Raw genomic sequence first — 25,447 nt, forward strand, 5'->3', positions numbered from 1 at the left:
CTGATTATATCTTTCTGCATTCGAAATATCCAGTCTTTAAATGAAAACGGATGTTTCATTCTGTTCAAGCAGCTGGACACTGACACTGACATCAAGTGTATGCTGGCCACCCCGATAGACTCCTTCTACCGGACTCGTATCCAGGTAGTCTCTTCCTACTCCGACACGAATGTGCTGTTCCAGTGCTTCCAGATTGTTTGTAGGATCCAGTCCTACCCATCCGATGCCAGGTACCATCATTTCCACCCATGCATGCGTGGCAGAATCTCCGACGAGGGCAGAATCTTCTCCTACGTATAAATATCCACTGACATAACGGGCTGGAATTTTACGTGCTCTCAGCACTCCCAGCATGACGTTGGTTAAGTCCTGACATACGCCGCGTTTTAAATCAAACGCATCACATGCTTTTGTTTCCACAACAGTTGCATTTCCATCGTAGGTAAACCGGTTGTAAATATAGTTCATCGCAGCAAGCGCATATTCTACCGGATTTTCTATGATTCCTATCTCATTATTTAATTCTTCCAGCTGTGCTTTTTTAATATAGGTGGACTCTGTATCAGCTAAAAACGCGAGGTAGTGCTTATGAAAAAGATCTGATTCATAAATTTTCCGCATTCCATCAGAATAATCGACCATCCGGATAAACGGACTTTTTTGTATGCTTACAATTGATTTTGTTTTTACCGTCAGCTTCTGGTGCGGTTCGGCAATAAAAAATGTTTCGACGGTATTCCCCCATATATCTGTGTGCTCTTTCGTCATGGATACAGGGGTAATCTCCGGCTGATAGGAAAGCAGCCGCTGGCACTCATCCGTTCTCGGCTTCAGGCGGATACGGTTTAAGCTTTGGTCTACGAGCGTTTCGTAGTTAAATTCATTCACATGATCAATTTGATATTTCATAGTTCCCACCTCTGATGATGTATTATTATGCAAAATAATAGGTATTGGCAAAAACTGAACTAATGCGGTTGCAGTCGTTTTGGAACCTGTCGAGAAACGGTCCCATTTCTTTCGTGGACATCTCTTTGAATTTAATTTTCATAAATTCGTTCGTCACATTATCCAGCGCGCTGAAAAGATCTTCGGAATAATGTGAAACCTGTCCATCTTCCAGCTTCATTACTACTTCTTTGACATGTTCAATACAATATTCTATCGAACGCGGAAACTGTTCATGTGAGATTAAAAACGATAGTACGTGCCTTGGCTGCATCGTAGGAGGATATCTTTTTAAATAAGCACTGTATCCATTCGCAAACTGCAGGGCGCTCAGCCAGTAATAATAGTGATCCGTATGCGTTTCTTCTTCGGCTTCCAGTGTCTTTTCGCAAGTCACATTTAATATTCTGGCAGTTTTTTCTGCACGCTCTAACCATTTTCCCACTTTAATGAAATAATAAGCCTCTTCCCGCAGCATACTGGATTCAATAATTCCCTGCAGGGCAAGCGAAAGCAATTTCACTTCCTGCAGGAAGGTATGCACCTGCTTTGTACTCCAGTTGGAAAATTGCTCTGACTGGAAAGAAATATAGTGTTCGTTTAACACTTCCCACAGTTCTTCCGGTATATTGTCTCTTACCGCTCTTGCATTGGCGCGGGCATTTTCAAGACAGTTGATAATAGAGTTTATATTATCACGGTCAAAAGATAAATAATAAGAAACAAGCTTGGGTTCGTACTCTTTATGTTTCGCCTTATAATCATCTGCCGAGGCACAGATTTCCAATACTGCTTCCCATTCCTGATCAGCTACAATACCATAATCGGAAATTTCCAGTGCATTGATCAGACGGGACTCGAGTACCCGGGCATTACTTTCCGCCCGTTCAATGTTGCGTGCCATCCAGAATAAACTTGAAGCTACGCGGCTAAGCATACTGATCACTCTCCTTCAGCACCCAGGTATCTTTACCTCCGCCCCCCTGGGAAGAGTTCACTACAAGAGATCCTTCTTTTAAAGCTACTCTGGAGAGGCCTCCAGGCATAACGTGGACATGATCACTGCCTATGGCATATACCCGGAGGTCTACATGGCAGGGATAGAAGCGTTCTTTTTGAAAAGCAGGGGCTCTCGAAAGCTGTATCGTCGGCTGTGCAATATACTGCTCCGGTGTTTCCTCTATTTTTTGTTTGAACAGCTCAATTTCTTCTTCCGTCGCCTGCGGTCCAATCAGCATGTCATATCCGCCGGAAGCACCGACATTTTTTACGACAAGCTCGGGCAGTCTGCTTAACACATCTTTTCTTACTTCGGGATCGCTTAAAAAGTAAGTATCTACGTTTGGAAGGAGCGGTTCTTCTCCAAGGTAATAACGGATCATGTCCGGCACGAAAGCATAGATTGCTTTATCATCTGCCACTCCATTGCCCACGCCGTTTACGAGTGCCACGTTTTCTTTCCTGACCGCTTTCATTAAACCTGCCACTCCCAGTGCTGAATCTTCACGAAATTCTTTCGGATCGATAAAATCATCATCAATCCGGCGGTAAATAATATCCACCCGCTGCAGGCCGCGCATTGTTTTCATATATACTACGTCACCTTTTACAAGCAGGTCCTGCCCTTCTACAAGCTCAATTCCCATCTGCTGGGCCAGAAAGACGTGATCGTAGTAAGCAGAGTTATACATGCCGGGAGTAAGCAGCACTGCTGTAGGATTGTCCTGTTCCTTCGCATTTGCTGGAATATGGCTTAACAGTGCGGAGTGCAGATGCAGCATCTGGTGCTCCAGTGTTTTAATCGCATGCTCAAAGAAAAATTCAGGAAATACTTTCCGCATTACAAAACGGTTCTGAAATACGTAGGAAAGGCCGGAGGGGTTGCGCAGATTATCTTCAAGCACCCGGTAAACCCCATTGTCGTCACGGATAAGATCAATGCCGGCAAGGAAAATGTGGTTTTTATGCGGCATTACTATGCCTGCTGCCTGCTCTTCATAATAATACTGATTTTGTTCCACAAACTCTCGGGGGATAATATTATCTTTTAATATTTTTTGTCCGTTATATACGTCTTCCAAAAAGTAATTCAATGCTTTGACCCGCTGTTTTATTCCTGCCTCAATATCCTTCCACTGATCATCCGGAATAATAATGGGCACGAGGTCAAAGGGCATTGTTCTTTCAGTGCCGCCTTCTTCATGATAGACAGTAAAAGTAATCCCCTGTCTTAAAAAGCTCAGCTGGGCAGTTTCATGCTTTTCATGCAGCTCTTCTTTTGTCATCTGGTGCAGAATCTGGTGAAATTTTTCATAATGAGGACGAGCTTTTTTCGCATTCTCCATCATCTCATCATAAAAAGTGGAAGTCTGGTAGTTCTGGAGCATACTTATCGCCTCTTTCACTATAAAATTTTGAATTTTCTTTCTTTTATTATACACATCTTTTATTCTTTCTCCTACTAATATCTGGCTGATTGGTTGTACATACAAAGAGCGTGCGATAAAGTAATGGAATAGAAATGATGAAGGGAAGAGAAAAATTTATGAAGGAAATAATTCAGCAGCATATAGATGCAAACCAGGAGACTTTTTTTGAAGTCAGTCAGTTTATTGGACACCATCCGGAACTGGGAAACGAAGAATTTCAGGCAAGCAGCCTTCTTTCTGATACATTGAAAGCACATGGATTTGAAGTAAACAACAATGTTGAAAACCAGCCTGAAACAGCGTTTATTGCTGTAAAGTCGTCAGGAAAACCGGGTGCAGAAATCGGATTCATGTGTGAGTATGATGCCCTCCCCGGTATCGGCCACGCGTGTGGACACAACTTGATCGGCACCCAGGGAATAGCGGCTGCAATCGGCTACGCGGCCGTGCTCGATGAAGTCGGCGGCAGTGTATATGTGTACGGCACGCCTGCGGAAGAGACGAACGGCGCAAAAGTGACAATGGCGGAAGACGGCATATTTGATCATCTTGACGCGGCTTTAATGGCCCACCCATCGTCCGAATTTGTAAAAAGCGGTACCTCTTTAGCGATGGACGCGCTGGAGTTTTCTTTTTATGGAAAAACTGCCCATGCAGCCGCGGCTCCTGAGGAAGGTATTAATGCACTGGATGCAGTGCTTCAGACCTTCCAAAGTATCAATGCCCTTCGGCAGCATGTGACAGATGATGTGCGGATTCATGGGATCATTCCTAATGGCGGCTCCGCTGCAAACGTTGTACCGGAGTTTGCTTCTGCGCAATTTTATGTACGTGCCGATTCCCGGCAGACAGTCAATCCGGTTGCTGAGAAAGTAAAAAATTGTGCGCGTGCTGCAGCTCTTGCTACAGGTGCACAGCTGGAAATCAATAATTATGAGTATTCCTATGACGATATGCGTACAAACGCTGCACTGTCTGATTTATTTACCAAGCAGCTCCTGGCCCTCGGTGTTCCGGCAGAGGAAATTTATGAACAGGAAAGTGGCAGTGGCTCTCTTGATATGGGAAATGTAAGTCAGCGGTGTCCTTCTATTCATCCTTATATTAAAATCACTTCCAAACCTCTTACACCGCACACAGTGGAGTTCCGGGATGCTGCCCTGAGCGAGGAAGGTTTTGCTGGAATGATGCTCGGTGCCAAAGCACTCGCACTGACCGCATTGGATATAACACAAAATCCAGATATGCGTGCAAAAATAAAGCAGGAATTTCAAGGCGTTTTATCTATGAATTAATATATCCATTTTTCCCCATAATGAATATAATATGGTTAAAGATCCGGAGGAGGATGACTGAATTATGCCCACACACAAAAGGCACGAACCATTCCGCTATGAATTTAGAATTCCGCATGATACAAGCTTTTATATCAGTAAAGTGAGTGGCAGGGAATCTCACTCCAAAAGTGGAAAAGGCGTGTTAATTAACATCAGCCCCGGCGGCCTCCGGATGAAAACCTCATTTGATCTGCCGGAGAAATGTGAACTGACTTTTGAATTTATCATCGCGGAAATGACGCTGCAGCCTGTCGGAGAAATTGTCTGGAAGCGCTCCAGCGGCAAAGAATATTTATACGGCGTAGATTTCACAAGCGAAGCAGAAGCAAAAGACATCCTGAAAGCATTGAAGCTTTATGCAAAGAAATAACAAAATGCGGAAAATAGGCCTTGTGGGAGGAATGAGCTGGGAAACTACAATGCAGTACTACAGCCGGATACAGCAGAAAGCAGCGGAAGTTCTGGGTCCGAACCATACGGCCCCCTGCTTGATTTATTCCATACCTTTTCACGAGCTGATTGCTTATCAGGAGGCTGGAGACTGGAAGTCTGTTGGAGCAATGATGGCAGAGGCAGGGCAGGCACTGGAGAGATCCGGCGCAGAAGCAGTCGCTTTCTGCTCCAACACTGTACACAAAGAAACACATTATATTCGCAGCCAGCTCCAGGTCCCGATGCTTTCTATCGTAGATGCTGTCAAGGCGTCCCTGCCTCCCGGGATAAAAAGACCTTTCCTGCTCGGTACCGCTTTTACAATGCAGGCAGGGTTTTATCAGAATGAATTTGCAGCTCATGGAATTGAGATTGCTCTTCCGCAGCAGGCAGACCAGGAAAAACTCCATCAGCTGATTTTCGGAGAACTTTGCAGAGGAAACGTAACTCCGCAGGCGCAGCAGTGGGTTACAGATTTACTCGGAGACGCAGCAGCATCCCAGCAGGTTGATGCAGTCATTTTCGGCTGTACAGAACTTGATCTGCTGCATGTAAAGGATGCAGGGATGCCTGTTATTTCTTCCACACAGGCACACATTCAGCAGATAACAGATTTTGTGTCTGGGCATGTTTAACCTTTTCTTAAAAGGGGAATTTGCTTACTTGTAGTAAGTGAACGAATTTGAAGGAGGTTTCATTCATGACGAAAAAAGTATTAATTGTAGTAACAAGCGCAGATAAAATCGGCGATAATGATACGGGGCTCTGGTTAGAAGAGTATGCAGCTCCTTATGTGAGTTTTGTACGTAAAGGATATGATGTCATCGTAAAAAGTATAGAAGGCGGTCAGGTACCGCTTGATCCCAACAGTCTTCCGGAAGACGAAAATCTGACTTGGCAGGAAGCGCAGTCGAAACTTGCGAATACAGAAAAGCTGTCTGAAGATGATGTGAAAGCTGATTATGATGCTGTTTATCTTCCCGGCGGCCACGGTACTGTATTCGACTTCCCGGACAATCTTTTACTGCAGCGTGTGATTCGCGCCCATGCAGAGAATGATAAAGTCATCGGTTCTGTATGTCATGGTCCTTCCGCCCTTGTACATGTCACTTATACTGACGGTACACCGCTCGTAAAGGATAAAAAAGTAAGTGCCTTTACTGACGAAGAAGAGCGTGAGATGGGTCTTGAAAATGCAGTGCCATTCCTTCTGGAATCTACGTTAAAGGAAAAGGGCGCAATTATTGAAAAAGGTGACAACTGGAGCGAATTTTCTGTACGTGACGGTAACCTTGTGACAGGACAGAATCCTATGTCCAGCCAGGGTGTTGCGGACAAAGTAATTGAAGCTGTAGAAGGAAAATAATAACTTATAATAAAGGCCTGCTCCCTTATAGAGAGAGCAGGCCTTTTCAGTTTGTTTATAAAGCAAGAAAGCATGTATATTTATGATTTTTTCTGTATAGGTTCTCCTTCGCTTCTCGGCGGAAGCTTGCCTTGGGGCTTGTCTTCAGCTATTTGAAATGCCTGCCGGCATTCCAAAGGATCTTCAAACTGCGCTTGAACCCCACAGGCGTCCCCGCCGGACGCTTCGGAGATAAATTGTATTTATGGAATACTTCTTGTATATTGTTGCTTCCCCTAAAAAAATCTATGTCTATTACATACATGCTGCAGTCGCAGAAGGCCGACTCCAGGAGGAATTAGAACGATTCGAAGATCCATCTGCCAAAGGCAGATTAGCTGAGAGAGTTCCCTCCGGAAAGCGTGCCTTCGGAGACAAAAGCATAGAACCGTATACTTATACAGAAAAATTACTTTTCAACAGCCTGTAAAGACCTGCTCACTTAGAGAAAGCAGGCCTTTTTTGTTTGAAATTATTACAATCCTTATAACACTACCAGATTTTAATAAAGTTAATATTCAAAGAAGTTGTGCTTAAAGTTTAAAAGAACTCTTCAATCCAACGATGCGGTTAAATATGAGCTTTTCTTCTGTACTGTCCTGCGGATCTACATTGAAGTAGCCGTGTCGGAAAAACTGAAATTTGTCATTTGGCGCTGCCTCTTTCATATTCGGCTCTACAAATCCATGCTGTACAGTAAGCGATGCTTCATTTACATGATCAAGGAAGTTGTTCCCTTCAGCTTCATCATCGATCAGCGAATCATACAGACGGAATTCTGCAGGCACCGCCTGGGAAGCTTCTACATAGTGCAGCGTTCCTTTAACTTTACGTGCGTTAAAGCCGGAGCCGCTCTTTGTTTCCGGATCATACGTACAGTGAAGCTCTGTGATTTTACCATTTTCATCTTTCACGAAATCATGGCACTTAATGAAGTATGCATGCTTAATGCGGACTTCGTTTCCTGGGAAGAGACGGAAATATTTTTTCGGCGGGTCTTCCATAAAGTCTTCTCTTTCAATATAAATTTCTTTCGAGAATGGAATTTCCCGCATACCCATTTCATCGTTTTCCGGATTAATATCTGCAGGCAGCCATTCTACGTGGCCTTCCGGATAATTTGTAATGATTACTTTAATCGGATCAAGCACTGCCATTGTCCGTGGTGCTTTCAGCTTCAAATCTTCGCGCAGAAAATGTTCCAGCATCCGGAAATCTACGAGGTTATCCGCTTTTGAGACACCAATTTCCCGGCAGAACTGCTTAATGGATTCCGGTGTGAATCCGCGGCGGCGCAGGCCGGAGATTGTCGGCATCCGTGGATCGTCCCAGCCGTCTACGTAATTTTCATCCACCAGCTGTTTCAGCTTACGCTTGCTCATTACTGTATTTGTTAAATTCAAACGAGCGAATTCAATCTGCTTCGGTGTGCTTTCCAGATTCGCATGAGCTATTACCCAGTCGTACAACGGACGCTGATCCTCGAATTCCAGTGTGCAGAGAGAATGTGTCACTCCCTCAATCGCATCCTCCAGCGGATGAGCAAAAGAATACATCGGATAAATGCACCAAGTATCACCTGTATTATGATGCTCGGTATGGGAAATGCGGTAAAGAATTGGATCTCGCAGATTAATATTTGGAGAACTCATATCGATCTTCGCCCGAAGGACTTTTTCTCCGTCCGCAAATTTCCCCTGGCGCATCTGTTCAAACAGCTCCAGGTTTTCTTCTATGCTTCTTGTACGGGAAGGACTTTCTTTGCCCGCTTCGGTCAGTGTGCCGCGGAGCTCGCGAATTTCCTCCTGGGAAAGATCCTCTACATAAGCCAGCCCTCTTTCTATCAGGCTTACAGCCTGCTTGTACATATCTTCAAAATAGTTCGATGCAAAGCGGAGCTCTTCCGGCTCATATCCAAGCCATTCAATGTCTGTTTTAATTGCATCTACATATTCTTTATCTTCTTTTAGAGGGTTTGTATCATCGAAGCGTAAATTCGTACGGCCGTGAAACTCGTCTGCGAGCTCAAAATTCAGGACGATTGATTTTGCGTGGCCGATATGAAGATAGCCGTTCGGTTCCGGTGGAAATCTGGTTACTACTTCTTCATATTTCTTTTCTTCCATATCCTTTGTCACGATGTGCTTAATGAAATGGGTATTATTTTCACTCATAAGAACTCACCTTTCTGTTTTTGAAGTGTCATTACTCGTGTGAAGCTGCTCTAGGCACTATGTTAATTTTTTTATAAAAAATACTTTCAGGTAATTCCCTTCGGCAAAAGAAGAATGTGTAACAAAATCCTCCGGCAGAGAATAAGATTCCTTTATTTCGTATTCATGCCCGTTTTCCTTAAATGCCTGGTCAATAAAAGAAAGAAATTTCTTTTTGGATAAGCCTGCATGATTTGTAGAAGCGATAATGAGTCCTCCGCTGTTTGTGATAGGAAGTGTCTGTTTTATCAGTTCCCCATAATCCTTCGAGGCACGGAAAGTCGTTTTTTTCGTCCTGGCAAAGCTTGGCGGGTCCAGTATCACAATATCGTAGTTTTCTTCCCGTTTTGCAGCTCTGCGGTAATAGGCAAACACATCATCCACAATAATTCTGTGCGCTGCGGGATCAAGTCCGTTCACACGGAACTGCTCTTCTGTTTTTGCTTTGCTCCGATTTGCAGCATCAATACTTGTGGTATGAGAAGCTCCTCCAAGCGCCGCAAATACAGAGAAGGCACCCGTATAAGAGAAAGTATTCAGCACCGTTTTCCCTTGGGAGTATTTATCCTTCAGCGTTTTTCTTACTTCCCGTTGATCCAGAAAAACGCCTGTCATGGCGCCGTCATTAAGGTAGACTGCAAAAGTAACACCGTTTTCTTTTACGAGAAGCGGGCTCTCTGCCTTCTCTCCCGTTACAAAGTCTTCATCTTCCACATACTTGCCTTCTTCTGCAAAGCGTTTTTTCTCATAAATTCCTTTTGCATCAGTGGAATTTAAAAGGAGGTTAATAATCGTTTCTTTAAAGGAATATATGCCGGCACTGTACCATTGCAGCAGATAGTAGCCGTCGTAGTAATCGATGATTAAACCGCCGAGCCCATCGCCTTCTCCGTTCAGCATGCGGAATGCAGTCGTATCTTCAGAAGCAAGGAGCTCGCTGCGTCTGCCAAGTGCAATCATCAGTTTTTTCTCAAACAGTTTTTCATCGACTGCTTCTTTTTCTTTCTGTGTGAGAATCCACCCTACGCCTTTGTTCTGCTCGCCGTAGTAGCCGCGGCCGATAAATGTACCGTCTTCCAGTACAACTTCCAGGAGCTGTCCTTCTTCCTGCAGCACGTGCGGATTGGCGACAGCTTCTTTGAGCAGCAGCGGAAAGCCTGCCTGATATTGTTTTTTATATTTCTGCTTTATTTTCAGCGTAGTCAGTTCCATACATCTTTCCTCCTCCGGACACAAAAAAACCGCATCGATCCCAACGTTTGTTGATTCATCACTGCGGTTCCATGTGAAATAGCTCTCCCTTTTTCGCTTTTTTAAAATCGAAAAGGCAGAGCTAGTTCTGTTGTTGAAGTTGTAGGCGGGCATTCATCATATCGCGCCATCCTCCTGCTTTTTAAACTTCTATAAAATTATCATAGACCAAAAAAGATTGCAACTCAGTCTTCGACGATGCGCTCTGGATGGGTGTAGACATTAAAACGGTTCTTGCGGATAAATCCAACGGCTGTAATACCGAGATCCTCTGCGAGATCCAGTGCCAGTGTTGTAGGTGCAGATTTGGACAATACAACTCCTACACCTATTTTAGACACTTTTAACAGCACCTCTGAAGACAGACGTCCGCTGAAAACAATTACTTTATCCCGAAGCTTCACTTTATTTCGGACGCAGTAGCCAAAGACTTTATCGAGCCCGTTATGCCGGCCGATATCCGACCGTGTTAACAGCAGTTCCTCCGGCGTAGCGATACCCACATTATGGAGCCCGCCGGTATCGTGAAAGTCCTGGGAGTTTTCCTGCATATCCCGCATTCTCGCCATGATCTGCTGCGGCGTAATCGTCACATCTGTTGTGACTGTTTTTGCAGTTCTGCGGTCATTTTCAAAGTAAAACTGCCTGCTTTTGCCGCAGCAGGAGCCAATGACCCGCTTCGATACCCCGAGCCGGTCCAGCGGGCGCATTTCTGTAAGCTCTGCATAGACGAGCCCTTTTTCTTCCGAAATGTTTAAAGAGGTCACGTCAGATGCTTTTCTGATAATACCTTCAGATAATAAAAAACCGTAAGCCATATCTTCTATATAAGAGGGCGTGCATAAAAGTGTAGCGAATTCTTCCCCATTTACGTACATTGTCAGTGGTGCTTCCACCGCTACAAAATCCTTCGGCTGTTCCCATCCTGCCTCGTTGTATGTTTTTATTGTTCGCTTGTTTCGCACTGATTCTGCCTGTAATTTTTCATGATCGATCATGAAACTCATCCCCATTCTTTGAATGCTGCCTAGAAAATAAAAGTTTCTTCAAAAAGAAGTAATACTGCTAATATACTTTCGGAGAGGCCTACCCAAGGGCTTGTTCTCTCCTTCGTTCCAAAGCAGTGTTAATTTTCATCTTTCATGGTGCAGTTTTATTACATGAAGGTCTACCTTGAAAATAAAAGTTTTACTAAAAAGAAGTAATCATACTGCTTCACTTTCGGAGAGTCTTGCCCAAGGGCTTGTTCTCGACTAATTTTGACGGAAAGAACGTCCGCCAAAATGGATTCTCCAACTGCGCTCATCCTTTGGACGTCCTCTCCTTCGTTACACAGCAATATTAATTTTCATAATTCATGGTGCAAAAATTTTGCATGAGTGTCTCTGTTAATTTATGTATTTTTTAAATTCCAGCTGAGGTTTAACTTCTATAAAAATAAAGGTGGTTCTAATTGCGTTCTACTCTCGGCGTCCTTCTCTTTGTTCCCCAGCAGAGCAGTTTCTGTGTCTGCAGGAAAGCCTTTATAGCTTCATAGGCGGCTTCGCTCTTCACTTTATAAGTGTAGCATGAAAGAAAGCCTTTACAAAAAGCTTTTGCATCGAATTTTTGGTTTCTGCCTGCCGCTTAGTTTTTCTGTTTTAAATAGGTGACAGCTGGAAGAAAACAGTGCTGCTTTTAATTTTCAGGAAAAAGCGATAAGATAGGTGAGAAGTTTTTATATTAGAAAGGAACGATTTCTTATGGCACATAATCGCGAAGAAGAAGTGAACCTGCTTGGAAATACAAATGTAGAATATAAAATGGACTATGATCCATCGATTTTAGAAGCTTTTGAAAACCGTCACCAGTACCGTGACTATTTTGTGAAGTTCAACTGTCCAGAATTTACAAGTCTCTGTCCAAAAACCGGGCAGCCTGACTTTGCTACAATTTACATCAGCTATATTCCCGGTGAAAAAATGGTAGAGAGCAAGTCGCTGAAGCTTTATCTGTTCAGCTTCCGCAATCATGGAGATTTTCATGAAGACTGTATGAATACTATTTTAAATGACCTGGTTGAATTAATGGGACCCCGTTACATTGAGGTGCTGGGTAAATTTACACCACGCGGCGGCATTTCTATTGACCCTTATGTAAACTATGGTCAGCCGGGCACGAAATACGAAAAAATGGCGGAACACCGTTTAATGCAGCATGATATTTATCCGGAAAATATAGATCACCGTTAAAACTAAAAAACCAGCAGCTTCGCAAAGCTGCTGGTTTTTTTTGCGTAAATTTCCCTTAAAAAGGATTTAGATTTCTTCCTCTGCCGGAAACAAAATATCTCCTTTGTGGCTGCGGTACTCCTGGATGAAGTTCAGCAGTGTCCGTGATAAATCCTGCGGCGGATACGGCTTGGTCAGGTACTTCTCAATTCCGTACTGGCGCATTTTTTCATCAGATCTGTCCAAGGCAGAAGATATTACTATTGGGATATCCTGTGTTTCTGCATTTTCCTTCAGGCGCTGTACCAGATCCCATCCGTCCACTGTGTCTCCCAGCATGAGGTCGACCACTACCGCGGAAGGCTGCTGACGTAATATATCTTTATAGGCGTGGTCCGGATTTAAGTGGTGAATCACTTTAAACCCGTGTGACTTTAATTCTTCCGACAGCAGCAGCGCCAGGCTCGCATCGTCTTCTACGATAACTGCAGATGCTCCGTCCGGATGTCCTTCCGGCAGGGTCACTCTTGGCCTTGCATCATCGTGCGGCTGCATTGGAAGCCGGAAAGAGAAAGTAGACCCCTTTTCCTCCACCGACTCCACCCAGATTCGGCCGCCGTGCCTTTCAATGATTTCTCTGCAGATGGCAAGCCCCAGACCAGTGCCGCCGATGTTTTTCCTGTCCCCTTGATCAATTCGCTGAAATTTATTAAACAGCGTGGATATAGAAGCCTCTGGTATCCCTAAGCCTTCATCTTCGATCGCAACGACAATATCTTCTCCTTCATTGCGCAGATGCAGTGTGATCTCTCCTCCTTCCGGAGAAAACTTTACTGCGTTGCTTACCAGATTTGTAAGCACCTGCTGCAGCCTTTCCCGATCTGCTTTTACAAGCGCTGAACTTGTCTCATCGATGAAAGAGAATTCATGTTTTTCATTTTTAAACTGATAAATAATTTCCATCGCCAGTTCATCCAGTGAGGTGTTTTCCATATGGTACGGCTGGCTTCCTGCTTCCATTCGCTGCAGATCAAGGAAATCGTTAATAAGATTGGTCAGTCTTTTTGCCTCTTTGTGAATGGTGGACAGGTAGCGTTTCTGCCTTTCCGGCTTCAGCTCTTTTGTTAATAACAGTTCCGTAAACCCGAGTACACTGGAAAGCGGCGTGCGCAGTTCATGACTTACAGTGCTCACAAGCTCTGATTTCATCTGATCTAATTCGTATTCTCTTGTCATATCCCGATAGACAAATACAGTTCCCAGTTTTTCTTCTTCATCATACACTGTGGTTCCGTAGGCAATGATTACTTTTCGTATATTCTCTTCCGTCATTTCAAACTGGCGCGATTTGGTTCCTTCATAGTGATTATTTAAAAATTCATTAAAGAAATCCTGCAGCGATTCAGGGTCTTCCACTTTATCCAGTAAGCTCTGTTCCCATTCGCTCCGCTCCAGATCGCCTGTTTTCTGCAGGAACCGGCTCATAGAGCGGTTCATCTGCACTGTCGTTCCTTTTGCAGAAACAAACTGAATCGCTTCATTTACATTATCAAGAATATCCTGGCTCAGCTTGCGGGAGCGTGCTATTTCTTCGTAAATCACAGAACGTTCAAGCCCAAGACCTACATGACTCATTACGGCTTCAATTTCTTCCATTTCTTCTTCTGTATAGGATTCACCAATCTTAACAGAAGTAAAAATCGCGAAAATCTTGTCATTGGTATCTTTAATGGAAGTGTAGTAATCGTACACCATCACTTCCTCGTCTGCGACACCTCTCTCACTTTGTGTCCCGGGACGCTGAATTAACACATGCGAGGATTCCCGCAGGCGCTGGATCCATTCCGTTTTATCGGCATTCTTCCAGTTTTGTATATTCTCCTCTGTCATCCCGACCGCACGGTATTCTTCGTCCTCCAGCATATAAAGAATACTTTTATCACTCGGATAAAGTTCATTAATATATTGAAAAATGGAAGTGAGAAATTCTTCTTTTTCCAGCTTTGTGGACATTGTCTGGTTCAATTCACTGTATCGGTCAATTTTCATTTTTTCCTTTTGAATTTCATCCAGGGAATCTTCCAGCATTTCCTGCTGGGCATGGAGCTCTTCATTCTGTGCTGTAAGCTCTTCCTCATTCCGCTGCATTGTATTTACCATGTTTTTAAAGGCGAGATTCAATACTCCAATCTCATCATTCCGATTGGATCCTTCCAGCCTCATTTCTTTTCCTTCTGCAAGATCATCTGAAGCAAGCGTTAATTCCTCGATAGGTTCCACCAGTTTATTCAGCATACGCAGAGAGCCGATAATCATGGCTGTAAAACCAAGTGCCCCGAGAAGCATTGCCAGAAGAATGTTACGGTTGCTCTCCGTCATGGCTTCTGCATACCCATCCTGCAGTTCTTCAAATGCCTGGTCACTTAATGTATCAGCCTGATTCAGCAGATAATCAATCTGTGCTGTGGAGCCCTGGACTCCGTAATTTTGCAGTCCCTCATAATCGTTCTCCTCCACAAAACTTAACGCTGTCGGGAGAATCGTACTCTGGTATCGTATAAGGAAAGATTCGAGTTCTTCAATAAACATAAATTCTGATTCTTCCAATTCACGATCCCGGTAATTGGAAATAGCCACTTCTATTCGCTCTATGACATTATCTATAGACGCTAAATCATTCTCCTGCCGGTACGCAAAGTAAGCACGCGAATGATAAAATAAGCGGTTTAATTCATCACTGACGTCGTTCGTTGCTTCTAATTGCGCGCTTAAATTTTCCTGTTCCTCCATCTTCTGCTGCTGATCAATAAAAATATAAATCGTTACTGCCAGTGCTACCGCTGCAATGACGGAAATAAACAAAATCGTTCTTCTTATAAAGTCTCTGCGGATACTGCCTTTTTTCTTCTGTCCCTCTTTCATAAAATACCGCCCACCAGACTTTCAAGCTCCTGCGGACTGAAAGGTTTGGCCACAAAGTAGCTGGCTCCTTCCGACAAGGCGCGCTGTTTATCCTGATCCTGCGCTTTGGCAGTCAGCATAATAATGTATGTGTTTTCTTTTATGTCGGAAGAAAGCGCCTGCAGCACTTCCATTCCGGTCTTTCCAGGCATCATATAATCTAAGATAACAAGATCGTAGTTTTCTGCCTGCAGCTTCGTCAGCGCTTCTTCTCCATTTTCTGCTTCTTCAATTTCGTAGCCAAGGTCCTCCAGTGTATCTACAATCAGCATTCTCAGAATTTCTTCATCGTCTGCGACTAAAATTCTTTTCATATTCTATAACTCCTTTTCTTCGTCTTCACTAATTCCGGTACGCTTCATCTCTCCCCACGTTTGTTTCTTTTTTAAAACGGAGAAGAACCCTACCACCCGGCACCATACCATAAAGGGACGGTACCAAAAAGATTCCGTCAGCGCCCAGCCGTACAGGACCACTACGCTTTTTAAATCCCGATATTTATGATAGGTCCATTCTTCCAGTAAAATTGCCAGGGCGGAAAGCAGGGAACCATACAGCACCGTTACAATTACCATCAGCAATGTCACCTGCGGATTGACCAGGCCAAAAAATATTCCCAGAATGATAATCGCATAGCCCAGCAGCTCGAACACCGCACTCAGCAGTTCCACGAATAAATAGTAGGGCATGGAAAATAACCCAATACTTTTATATTTTGGATTGAACATCATCTTTTTATGGCGCCATAAGGTTTCCGCCAGCCCTTTTTGCCAGCGGATCCGCTGGGATTTCAGCGATTTTATATCAGAAGGTGCTTCTGTCCAGCAGACCGGGTCCTGGATATATTCGATCCGCTGCTTTGATTTTTCATCTTTCAGCATGCGGTGAATGCGGACTACAAGCTCCATATCTTCCCCGATAGTTTTGGTTTCATATCCGCCGGCACGAATTACCCGTTCCTTTTCAAATACTCCAAACGCCCCGGAAATAATCAGTAAGGCGTTTACCCGGCTCAAGCCCAGGCGCCCGATAAGAAAGGCCCGGAAATATTCAACAATCTGCATAATTGCAAGCGGATGTTTCGGAAGCGCAATTTGCTCGACGACACTTTGCCTTATTTTTGAGCCGTTGGCAATGCGAACTGTGCCTCCCGTAACCGTTACATTTCCGTTCGAATCGATAATCGGCTTCATCGTTTTCAGCAGTGCATCACGTTCCAGAATAGAATCTCCATCAATCGCTGCGAAGTATGGATATTTGGAAATGTTTATTCCAGCGTTCAGTGCATCGGCTTTCCCGCCATTTTCTTTTTCCACAAGCACTACGTTTGGGTAAATTTCTGAATGGTAGACAGCAACGACTTCTGCTGTTGGAAAATGCATTTTAATTGCAGAATTCACTTTTTTCATCTGAAACGCTTTGATCATTTTATCGTTTGTAGCATCCTTTGACCCGTCATTCACTACAATTATTTCAAACTGGGGATATTTCAGGGCGAGTAAAGAACGCACCGTTGTGACTACCCCCACTTCTTCATTGTAAGCAGGTACGAGAATCGAAACAGGATAGGTATCCTGGCTTTCCTGCAGCTCTTCAATCGGTTCCTCTCTATGGAGCCCATGCTCCCGGTGAATTTTAGGGCTTGAGAATAGAAAAAGTGCCACATAAATTACACAAACAATAATCATATAAACAATAATTGCATAAGCCATGATAGTTAACAGCAATGACACCCAGTCCATTATTTATTCACCTCTGTAAATGTGGTAAGCATCTGTGCTGCCATATCACGTCCATATCGATCCTTGTGATTGTTTTTCGCATACTCCAGGATGATCATTCCATCGGAAAAAGTATTTAATGCCTCTGCGGCTGCAAAACGCACCCACCACTCTTGGTCGCCGAGCAGTTCCATCAGCTCCTCACGCCACGTCTCTTTGGAAAGCGCAGCGGTCACTTTGCAGGCATACATTCTTTCTTCCCAATACGGAGAAGTCATAAATACTTTTATTTTTTCCGGATGCATCATAAACTGGTAAAAAATAATGCTTTTCATGGCCTTTAACCTTATTTCCTTGGAGTCACTTTCCAATGCTTGCTCGACGTCTTCCAAAAAATTTATTAAGTGCCGTTCTCCAACGTGTACCAGAAATGCCTGCAGCAGCAGCTCGTTGCTTTCTTCAGAAGCATCCAGCGCTGTCTTCAGCTCATGCAGCTGGTCTTCATCAAATCTCCGGAGAATTTCTTTGATAAACGTGAGACTGATTCTATTGCAGTTCATTATTAATTCTACTGTTCTCGGATCAGAAAGCGTGGCAAGAGTTCTCATTGCCTGCCTGAATTCATCCTGCTCCTCACTTAACCTGCGTACATGCAGATAGATATCATCCTGCATTTCCTGCAGTGCAAAATCCTCAATAAAGTACAAAGCATTCATGCGTGCAGACCAGGAACCTTTCAGCAGCATCTTTTTATAAAGAGGCTGTAGTTCTTCCACTGCCAGCTGATGCAGACGTTCCTGCTCTCTGGATTCCTGTGTTATCGTAGATAATCGGCTTAAAAGAAGTTCGAGCACTTCCTTCCTCAATTTTCTGTCTTTCGGCAGATCCGGCAGCGCTGCACTTTCTTCTGCGGAATATGCAATTACTTCAGGGAGCAGTTCATCAAAAAGCGTATCCAGCTTTGCCTCATAACGAATGCTCCTTGCTTTCGACACTAAAAGATATGCCAACAATACAATCTGTAATAACAGGAAGATGCCTATCATCCACCATGCCCAGGTCATCAGCTAAACACCCTTTCCATCAGTCTTTCCATTCTCGCCATTACTTCTCTAACGCGGAAAGGTTTTACCATATAATCATCTGCACCAATCTCCAGCGCACGCGCTACTTCAATTTCCCCTTTACGGGCTGTAAGCATTGCTACAAGAATGTTTTCTTTTTCATATTTTTCCCGTACTTGTTTCAGCACTTCTATGCCGTCTATTTTTGGCATCATGCCGTCCAATAAAAGAAAAAAGTAATCTCCTTCCACATACCACTCATCCTCCAGAAAAGCAGCCCCGTCCTGGTAGCTGTGGAACCGGATGACTTTCCCTGCCATTTCGGTGCGTCTTTCAATATAATGACGGATAATATCGCGGACAACTATATCGTCATCCACAATAATAATATGCACTACACCTTTTCCTGCTGAATCCTCCATGGAAGAATGATAGCTCAGCGTGGAATTTCTTCCGCTTTTTTTAGCAGCATAAAGGGCTTTGTCGGCTTTTTCAAGGATTTCTTCCGAGTGAGGTGCTTCTCCAAGAACTTCTATTAAACCTGCAGAAAACTGAATTTTTAAATCTTTTGTTCCTGGAACAGCTTCTTTTTCCAACAGCGTTCTCAATCGTTCTGAAGTTCGATAAGCTTCTGCTTCTGTCGTATTAGGAAGTACTAAAACGAATTCTTCCCCGCCATAGCGGCAGACGAGATCACCTGGCCCGGACACTTTAAGTAATTCACGTACAAAATGGCGCAGCGCTTCATCTCCAATTACGTGCCCGTAAGTATCGTTTACTTTTTTAAAGTGGTCCAGATCAAGCAGCATGAGTGTAAAGCGTTCTACTTCGCTTCGCTCCATTTTTTCTTTTAAGCTTTTCATTTCTCCTATCATAAACTTGCGGTTTTTTGCGCCTGTAAGTTCATCCTGAAGAGCGGAAGTCCAAATCCTCTCCTGCAGCGCAAGACGATTTTCCACAAACGGAAAAAACAGCTCCCGCTGAATTGGTTTACTAAGAAAATCCATCGCCCCAAGCTGATAGGATTTTATTCGATTTTCCTGTGTAGCATTTGCACTCAGCATAATAACGGGTGTAAAGTCATGCTTAGCTTTTTCTGTGATCTGCGCTAAAAGCTCCACTCCATCAGCATCCGGAAGACAATAATCCAATATCACCAGACGAGGGCTGAATTCATAGTACAGCTCAATTCCTTTTTCTCCATTAAGTGCAATCAGTGCCTGATAGCCATTGTCTTCCATTAAATCCTTTAGAAATGCAGCGAATTCAACATCATCATCTATGATTAGGATCAGGGGCACAGAGGGTTCTGCTTTAGTTTCTTCCAGCTTCTCTTCCTCCACCGGTTCTATTTCCTCGACAGCTGCGTAGGGCAGCAGTTCACTGAGGAGAGGCTTCCATTCTTTCTGTGTCCATTTTCTCTCTGAGTCTTCAGCCAGAAGATTTAATTTTTCTTCGGCTGTATCATGTATCCCGCTCATCCCTATTGTTCCAGCGGTCCCTTTAATATTATGGAAAAAGCGATAAAGTTCTTTCTCCCGAATATACTCTGCTGTAAGCCACCCTTCATAGGTGGATTCGATTCTGCTGTAAATCATCTGTTTATATTTTTCCATGTAAAGATGTCCTCTCCTTATCGTTCTGCCCAATTTAAGGATTTTTCTCCTATAACGTTACAACTATTATAGGCTTTATTTCAAAAAAAAACGAGAAAAAATAACACTTGTAGACTATATTCACTTATTGCATTAGTTGAAACAGGGAATTTTTTCTATACACCTTAGGAATATTCTTTTCGTTTTATTCTATTCAAAATAATTCTTGATTATCCGAGGGCTATGCTATGAAAATTTCACATGGCAGTTATATAAAAATTTCTTGCCAGGTGCATTGTTTTCAGATGCTGCAAAAACAAAAAATTACCCTACAAAAAAACGGACAGTTTTATTCGTTGTTCCTCTCACAGCGAAGACTTATCGAAGGGCTTATTTTCGCCAAAAGAAGAACGAAGCGAGGAAGCGGAGGAGCCCGTTCACAGAAGGTCGGTTGCAGCAAAGTCTTCTCTTATTAAAAATAAGTATTAAAAAAGATACTCATTCAAAATTTTTGCACCATGAAGTATGAAAATTAATACTGCTGTGTAACGAAGGAGAGAACAACCCCTTGGTAAGCCTCTCCGAAAGTGAAGCTGAATAATTACTTCTTTTTCTTCTTCAGTAAAACTTTTTATTTTCAAGATAGTTTAATTTATAAACAGCCTGAATTCTTTTGCCGGATGGAAAGCATGCAGGGATATCATGCTTAAAGTAAGCGCATACAGCAATTTAATAGGTTTTTTTAAAGATCTTCTGTTGTATTCTATATCAAACCCCTCTATAATGTCCTTTATACAAACACATTTGTACTGTAAATAGAGACATTCAGGAGTGATAGTTGCATGGCACAAGTAATGAACGTAGGATTGCTCGGTTTTGGGACAGTAGGCACAGGCGTGCTGGAAATTATCGAGCAGCATCAGGATAAATTATCGCATCAGATCGGTGCTGAAGTACGGGTAAAAAAGATTCTTGTGAACGATTTGGAAAAAGACCGGGGGAATCTTGTAAAACCGGAACAATTAACGAAAAATGCTTCAGAGGTACTGGAAGATGATGAAATTGATGTTATTGTAGAAGTAATGGGCGGCATTGAAGAAGCCCGTAACTATATGAAGCAGGCTTTGTTAAACGGAAAGCACGTAATCACAGCAAATAAAGATGTCATGGCGCTTTATGGCAGTGAACTGCTCCAAATAGCTAATGAGAAAAACTGTGACTTGTTTTATGAAGCAAGCGTTGCCGGCGGTATTCCTATTCTGCGAACGATTGTGGAAGGACTCGCTTCCGACCGCATTACGAAAATGATGGGAATCGTCAACGGAACAACGAATTACATTTTGACGCAGATGACGAAAGAAGGCAGACTGTTTGATGATGTATTGAAGGAAGCGCAGGCGCTCGGCTATGCAGAAGCAGATCCTACCGCGGATGTGGAAGGCCTCGACGCTGCGAGAAAGATTGCGATTCTTGGAACACTCGGCTTTTCAATGCGGCTGGATTTAGACGACGTAAGTGTAAAAGGTATTACAGACGTTACTTCCCAGGATCTAAAATATGGAGATCAGCTCGGATACACGATGAAACTCGTCGGTATTGCAAACCGTACCGGCGATAAAGTGGAAGTCAGTGTACAGCCTACACTTGTCCCACACGAGCATCCGCTCGCTTCCGTAGATGATGAATTTAATGCAGTCTATGTATACGGGGAAGCCGTGGGAGAAACGATGTTCTACGGACCAGGTGCCGGTAAGCTTCCAACTGCGACTGCTGTCGTATCCGACCTGGTGGAAGTCCTGAAAAATAAAAGGCTCGGCGTCAGCGGTAACTCTGCGGTGATTCCGCAGCACGAAAAGAAATTAAAAACAGACGAAGAAATCCATTCTAAATATTTCCTCCGTCTGCACGCAAAAGACCTGCCGGGTACATTTGCTGCATTAACAGCACTTTTCCATGAAAACAATGTAAGCCTGGAAAAAATACTGCAGGTTCCTTTGAATGAAGGAAAACTCGCAGAAATTATTTTAGTTACCCATGAGGTATCAAAAAAGGATTACGACATTTTGCTCAAGCGCCTTGAGGAAGAAGAGGTAGTAATTGAAGTGAAGAGCAGCTATCGTACGGAAGGAGAAATGAAGTAATGTTATGGCGCGGATTGCTTGAAGAATATAAACAATATTTACCTGTAACGGAGGAAACTCCGATGCTTTCCCTTCAGGAGGGAAATACTCCATTACTTCCATTAAAACACCTTTCAGAAAAATTAGGAGTAGAGCTGTTTGTGAAATATGACGGCGCAAATCCCACAGGTTCCTTTAAGGACCGTGGAATGGTAATGGCAGTTGCAAAAGCAAAAGAATCCGGAAGCGAGGCAATCATGTGCGCTTCTACGGGAAATACTTCTGCGGCGGCTGCGGCCTATGCAGCACAGGCAAAAATGCGCTGTCTCGTTGTAATTCCTGAGGGGAAAATTGCAATGGGCAAGCTGGCACAGGCAGTGGTTTATGGCGCTGAAATCGTCAGCATCGCCGGGAACTTTGATAATGCCCTCCAAATGGTGCGCAACCTGGAGAAACAGTCTCCTATTTCCCTGGTGAACTCCGTCAATCCTTTCCGTATTGAGGGTCAGAAAACGGCTGCATTTGAAATTGTAGATGCACTTGGAAGTGCGCCGGATATTTTAACAATTCCAGTAGGGAACGCAGGAAACATTACTGCTTACTGGAAAGGATTTAAGGAATACCATGAAGCGAAGCAGACCGGCCTTCCACAGATGCGCGGCTTTGAAGCAGAAGGCTCCGCTGCCATCGTGCAGAATAAAATCATTGACCAGCCGGAAACACTTGCTACTGCGATCCGTATCGGAAACCCTGCCAGCTGGGATAAAGCAGTAAAAGCTTCCGAAGAATCCAACGGAAAAATTGATTTTGTTACAGATGAGGAAATTGTAGAAGCGTACAAGCTTCTGGCAAGAGAAGAAGGCGTATTTGCAGAACCAGCTTCTGCTGCGTCAATCGCCGGACTGATCAAGCAGATTAATTCCGGAGAAATTAAAAAAGGCTCCCGTGTAGTATCCGTCCTTACAGGAAACGGTTTAAAAGATCCGAATACTGCAATCGACACTGCACCGGTGCAGCCGGTAAAACTGCCTAACGATGAGCAGGTGGTCTTTGATCATATGCTCGGGCGGGTGAAATCTTCATGACAAAAGGCTGGAAAATCCGCGTCCCGGCAAGTACCGCTAATTTAGGTCCTGGCTTTGATTCCGTAGGGATGGCGTTAAGTAAATATTTAACTTTATTTGTTACACCAGCAGCAGAATGGTCTTTTACCGGCCATTCCAGGCACCTGGAGGGAATTCCATCCGGAAAAGATAATTTAATCTATATTATTGCGGCATGGGTAGCTGAAAAGTACGAAGTAACCCTCCCAGCTGCAAAAGTGGAAATGGAAAGCGACATTCCCTTATCCCGAGGTTTTGGAAGCAGTGCGACGGCGATTGTAGCAGGTATAGAGCTTGTAAATGAACTGTGTGAATTAAAGCTTACGAAAGAAGATAAAGCCCACTGGGCGAGCCTGTACGAAGGGCATCCTGACAATGTCGTTCCTTCTATTTATGGAGGCCTTGTGATCGGGAGCCAGTTTGAAGAAGATACCTATCTGGTTCATGCCGGCGTGCCGACGGTGGATCTTGTTGCTGTTGTTCCTTCCTATGAACTCAGTACAAAAGAGTCCCGGGATACCCTTCCGGAAGGATTCACTTATAAATCAGCAGTCGCCGCAAGCAGTATTGCAAATGTGCTGGTCGCAGCTATTATGCAGGATAATTGGGAACTCGCGGGAGAAGTCATGCAAAAAGACCTTTTCCACCGTCCTTACAGACTCCCCTCTATTCCGGAATGGCAGCGGGCAGAACTGCTCGTAAAAGAACTTCCTGTTTACGGGGCTACTCTGAGCGGCGCCGGACCGATTATCCTTTTCTTTGTACCGAAAGGAAAAGGAAAAGAAGTACAGCTGCAGCTCCGCTCTCATTACCAGGAACACGTAGTGGAGCAGGTAGAGGTGGATACCGAGGGTGCTGTCACTGAAGTGCTGCAGAAAGATCATTCTTATGTAAATTCGGGAAAGCAATAAGTTTACCTTCATAATAAGAAAAGCCCTGGTATAAGGTGATGCCTTATACCAGGGCTGCTTTTATATGGTGAATTAGAGTCCGCCTCGCTGCGACTCTGCATCCTGATCTGGGTACATATGCGTATTCCTAGTATTGTTGTCTCTGAATGTTGTATACACATCAGATTCCTGATTTTCATCTGCTTCTACCAGCACTACAACATTGCCGTCTTTAATATACTGGTCATATTCTTTTGCGTCCTCTTCGTTAATACCGGCTCCTGTAAGCGCACCAACTAGTCCGCCGCCGCCGGCACCAAGAACGCCGCCTTCAATCGCTGCAGCAATAGGTCCGATTGCGAGGAATGGTCCTGCACCAGGTACTGCTAATAAACCAAGCCCTGCTGCACCACCGAGTACTGCACCGGAACCTGCGCCAATACCGGCACCTTTACCTGCTTTTTTTCCTTTATTATCATCGTCAGTAGAGTCTGCTACATCAACGTCTGTTTTGTCTCCGATCGCGTCTGCATCATCTCCCTGTGCAAACACAGAGAAGTCATCTCGCTTGAAACCCTGGTTTTCCAGAGCCTCAATTGCTCTTACTGCTTCCTCTTCATTTGAAAATACTCCGCCTACAATCTTTTTTTCCATGATTATAACCTCCTATAAGTTTTAATTATTATCCTGTTCTATAGGAGCCATACCCAGCAGCAGAAATCATTAATCATAAAATCGGGTGATTTTATTAAATTTCGTGACTTTTTCATAAGGCTTAAGATGATAGAATCCTTGTCATAAGCCTTTTCTCATCAATTTAATCTTTAACATATATTGGCTAAAAAATATTTACCGCGCCGATGAAGGTAGAGACATTCTATCGTATATTTAGCAGCAAAATTTTATTTTGCCCAGCTTAAAGCCCCTCGAAAAAATTCGAGGGGCTTTAATTATGCTGCTTTTGTATATTTTCTATGAGGAAGACGATTTTTCAGCCATTCACGCTCTGTGAAGCTTGCTTTAAGGTAAGGAAGCACCCAGCGGTCTCCGCCGAATCTGCCGGCATTTGCTCCTGCAGCGAGAAGGAAAATTGTGAACAATACGAGCCAGGGATTGCTGCTGATGGTACCGGCGAACATAAACGCGAAATTCATCATGATCCCGAAAAATGCCGCTGCGGTAGTAAAGACACCTAGAATCAAACCGAGTCCTACGAGCAGTTCTCCCCAGGCTACCATGAAACTGAACAAGCCTGCATTCGGAACTGCAACATTTTCAATAAATGCATGATACGTTGGGTACTGTGTCATTACTGCTTCATTAGCGACTACGCCCTGGAGGTAACCACCTGCATCAAAACCCCCCATTACTTTTCCCCATCCGGCAGTTAACCAGGCATACCCTACATAAAGACGAATAAAAGTAAGTATTCCAGCTGCCACCTTATTATTTCTTAAAAAGTCCATAAACATGAGAAGTTCCTCCTTCAAAGTTTTAAGTTAGGAAGAAAGGCTGCTCATGCATGCGCGCCTTGATTCACTGCATCATCTGGGGATATTGTGAAATCATGAGCAACTTTTCTATAGTCTTAATATATCACATCATGTGAAATTATGAGCAATTACTTTGTGAATAAATTGTGAAATTATTCACATGTATAATTCAACTGTATTCGGCTGACTTTACAACGTTAATTGCAAATATGGGCTCACAGGCTTGATCCGCTCTTCTGTTTAACCATTATTTGAAAAGGGTATTTTGTAAGGAG

22 protein-coding genes are annotated in these 25,447 nt (G+C 43.7%); 9 read left to right on the forward strand and 13 right to left on the reverse strand.

The features are described from left to right. Window positions 1-36: 36 nt before the first annotated feature. The 3 genes from BLP92_RS16425 to BLP92_RS16435 are packed head-to-tail and all read right to left on the reverse strand — an operon-like array spanning window position 37 to window position 3,335. Window positions 37-909, reverse strand: coding sequence for a transglutaminase family protein (locus tag BLP92_RS16425; protein WP_090844062.1), 873 nt, complete (start codon window positions 907-909; stop codon window positions 37-39). Window positions 910-934: 25 nt separating this feature from the next. Beyond that, a complete protein-coding gene (locus BLP92_RS16430; protein ID WP_090844063.1) occupies window positions 935-1,885 on the reverse strand; it encodes an alpha-E domain-containing protein in 951 nt (316 codons plus the stop codon). Beyond that, window positions 1,878-3,335: a circularly permuted type 2 ATP-grasp protein gene (locus tag BLP92_RS16435; protein ID WP_090844150.1), complete on the reverse strand. Its 1,458-nt coding sequence runs from the start codon at window positions 3,333-3,335 to the stop codon at window positions 1,878-1,880. The genes BLP92_RS16430 and BLP92_RS16435 overlap by 8 nt, the downstream gene beginning before the upstream one ends. Before the next feature lie 158 nt (window positions 3,336-3,493). On the opposite strand from BLP92_RS16435, the gene BLP92_RS16440 reads away from it, so the two are divergent. The 5 genes from BLP92_RS16440 (at window position 3,494) to BLP92_RS16460 (ending at window position 6,981) form a co-directional block, all read left to right on the forward strand. Next, window positions 3,494-4,672 carry a M20 family metallopeptidase gene (locus tag BLP92_RS16440; RefSeq protein ID WP_090844153.1) on the forward strand — a complete coding sequence of 393 codons (1,179 nt, stop codon included), beginning with the start codon at window positions 3,494-3,496 and terminating at the stop codon, window positions 4,670-4,672. Window positions 4,673-4,736: 64 nt separating this feature from the next. Then, the gene (locus BLP92_RS16445; protein WP_090844065.1) at window positions 4,737-5,084 is read left to right on the forward strand and encodes a PilZ domain-containing protein; all 348 of its coding nucleotides are present in this window, start codon (window positions 4,737-4,739) and stop codon (window positions 5,082-5,084) included. A 4-nt stretch (window positions 5,085-5,088) separates the two neighbouring features. After that, the gene (locus BLP92_RS16450) at window positions 5,089-5,781 is read left to right on the forward strand and encodes an aspartate/glutamate racemase family protein (protein ID WP_280138107.1); all 693 of its coding nucleotides are present in this window, start codon (window positions 5,089-5,091) and stop codon (window positions 5,779-5,781) included. A gap of 65 nt (window positions 5,782-5,846) precedes the next feature. Further along, window positions 5,847-6,512 (forward strand): type 1 glutamine amidotransferase domain-containing protein, encoded by a 666-nt coding sequence (locus BLP92_RS16455; RefSeq protein ID WP_090844069.1) that lies wholly within the window; start codon window positions 5,847-5,849, stop codon window positions 6,510-6,512. A 244-nt stretch (window positions 6,513-6,756) separates the two neighbouring features. Further along, a complete protein-coding gene (locus BLP92_RS16460; RefSeq protein WP_090844071.1) occupies window positions 6,757-6,981 on the forward strand; it encodes a hypothetical protein in 225 nt (74 codons plus the stop codon). Window positions 6,982-7,084: 103 nt separating this feature from the next. Here BLP92_RS16460 and BLP92_RS16465 read toward each other — a convergent pair whose 3' ends face one another. The 3 genes from BLP92_RS16465 to fdhD form a co-directional block, all read right to left on the reverse strand. Next, entirely contained in the window at window positions 7,085-8,725 is a 1,641-nt protein-coding gene (locus tag BLP92_RS16465) for a glutamine--tRNA ligase/YqeY domain fusion protein (RefSeq protein ID WP_090844073.1), read from the reverse strand. A gap of 57 nt (window positions 8,726-8,782) precedes the next feature. Then, a complete protein-coding gene (locus tag BLP92_RS16470) occupies window positions 8,783-9,976 on the reverse strand; it encodes a class I SAM-dependent rRNA methyltransferase (protein WP_090844074.1) in 1,194 nt (397 codons plus the stop codon). 224 nt (window positions 9,977-10,200) lie between these two features. Then, complete coding sequence (gene fdhD / locus BLP92_RS16475; protein ID WP_090844076.1) at window positions 10,201-11,013, reverse strand: formate dehydrogenase accessory sulfurtransferase FdhD; 813 nt, start codon at window positions 11,011-11,013, stop codon at window positions 10,201-10,203. A gap of 744 nt (window positions 11,014-11,757) precedes the next feature. On the opposite strand from fdhD, the gene queF reads away from it, so the two are divergent. Beyond that, a complete protein-coding gene (gene queF / locus BLP92_RS16480; protein ID WP_090844078.1) occupies window positions 11,758-12,246 on the forward strand; it encodes a preQ(1) synthase in 489 nt (162 codons plus the stop codon). Window positions 12,247-12,312: 66 nt separating this feature from the next. Here the strand turns inward: queF and BLP92_RS16485 are convergent, their stop codons facing one another. Genes BLP92_RS16485 through BLP92_RS16505 form a run of 5 tightly spaced genes read right to left on the reverse strand, consistent with a single transcriptional unit; the run spans window position 12,313 to window position 19,587 of the window. Continuing rightward, the gene (locus BLP92_RS16485) at window positions 12,313-15,147 is read right to left on the reverse strand and encodes an ATP-binding protein (RefSeq protein WP_090844079.1); all 2,835 of its coding nucleotides are present in this window, start codon (window positions 15,145-15,147) and stop codon (window positions 12,313-12,315) included. Further along, window positions 15,144-15,500, reverse strand: coding sequence for a response regulator transcription factor (locus tag BLP92_RS16490; RefSeq protein WP_090844081.1), 357 nt, complete (start codon window positions 15,498-15,500; stop codon window positions 15,144-15,146). Before BLP92_RS16490 ends, BLP92_RS16485 begins: the two co-directional genes overlap by 4 nt. 3 nt (window positions 15,501-15,503) lie before the next feature. Next, window positions 15,504-16,928: a glycosyltransferase family 2 protein gene (locus BLP92_RS16495; protein WP_175444336.1), complete on the reverse strand. Its 1,425-nt coding sequence runs from the start codon at window positions 16,926-16,928 to the stop codon at window positions 15,504-15,506. Continuing rightward, window positions 16,928-17,971 (reverse strand): HEAT repeat domain-containing protein, encoded by a 1,044-nt coding sequence (locus BLP92_RS16500; RefSeq protein ID WP_090844084.1) that lies wholly within the window; start codon window positions 17,969-17,971, stop codon window positions 16,928-16,930. Before BLP92_RS16500 ends, BLP92_RS16495 begins: the two co-directional genes overlap by 1 nt. Then, window positions 17,971-19,587, reverse strand: coding sequence for a GGDEF domain-containing response regulator (locus BLP92_RS16505; RefSeq protein WP_090844087.1), 1,617 nt, complete (start codon window positions 19,585-19,587; stop codon window positions 17,971-17,973). Before BLP92_RS16505 ends, BLP92_RS16500 begins: the two co-directional genes overlap by 1 nt. Before the next feature lie 821 nt (window positions 19,588-20,408). Here BLP92_RS16505 and BLP92_RS16510 point away from each other — a divergent pair. Genes BLP92_RS16510 through thrB form a run of 3 tightly spaced genes read left to right on the forward strand, consistent with a single transcriptional unit; the run spans window position 20,409 to window position 23,700 of the window. Further along, window positions 20,409-21,707: a homoserine dehydrogenase gene (locus tag BLP92_RS16510; protein WP_090844090.1), complete on the forward strand. Its 1,299-nt coding sequence runs from the start codon at window positions 20,409-20,411 to the stop codon at window positions 21,705-21,707. Next, window positions 21,707-22,771, forward strand: a complete 1,065-nt coding sequence (thrC, locus tag BLP92_RS16515; protein ID WP_090844092.1) for a threonine synthase — start codon at window positions 21,707-21,709, stop codon at window positions 22,769-22,771. Before BLP92_RS16510 ends, thrC begins: the two co-directional genes overlap by 1 nt. Continuing rightward, window positions 22,768-23,700 (forward strand): homoserine kinase, encoded by a 933-nt coding sequence (gene thrB, locus BLP92_RS16520; RefSeq protein ID WP_090844095.1) that lies wholly within the window; start codon window positions 22,768-22,770, stop codon window positions 23,698-23,700. The genes thrC and thrB overlap by 4 nt, the downstream gene beginning before the upstream one ends. Window positions 23,701-23,772: 72 nt before the next feature. Here thrB and BLP92_RS16525 read toward each other — a convergent pair whose 3' ends face one another. Together BLP92_RS16525 and BLP92_RS16530 are read right to left on the reverse strand one after the other, a co-directional pair. Next, a complete protein-coding gene (locus BLP92_RS16525) occupies window positions 23,773-24,333 on the reverse strand; it encodes a general stress protein (protein ID WP_090844098.1) in 561 nt (186 codons plus the stop codon). Window positions 24,334-24,629: 296 nt separating this feature from the next. Continuing rightward, the gene (locus BLP92_RS16530) at window positions 24,630-25,151 is read right to left on the reverse strand and encodes a DoxX family membrane protein (protein WP_090844100.1); all 522 of its coding nucleotides are present in this window, start codon (window positions 25,149-25,151) and stop codon (window positions 24,630-24,632) included. Between the last annotated feature and the right edge of the window lie 296 nt (window positions 25,152-25,447).

This window comes from Alkalicoccus daliensis (assembly GCF_900103955.1).
GTDB lineage: Bacteria > Bacillota > Bacilli > Bacillales > Salisediminibacteriaceae > Alkalicoccus > Alkalicoccus daliensis.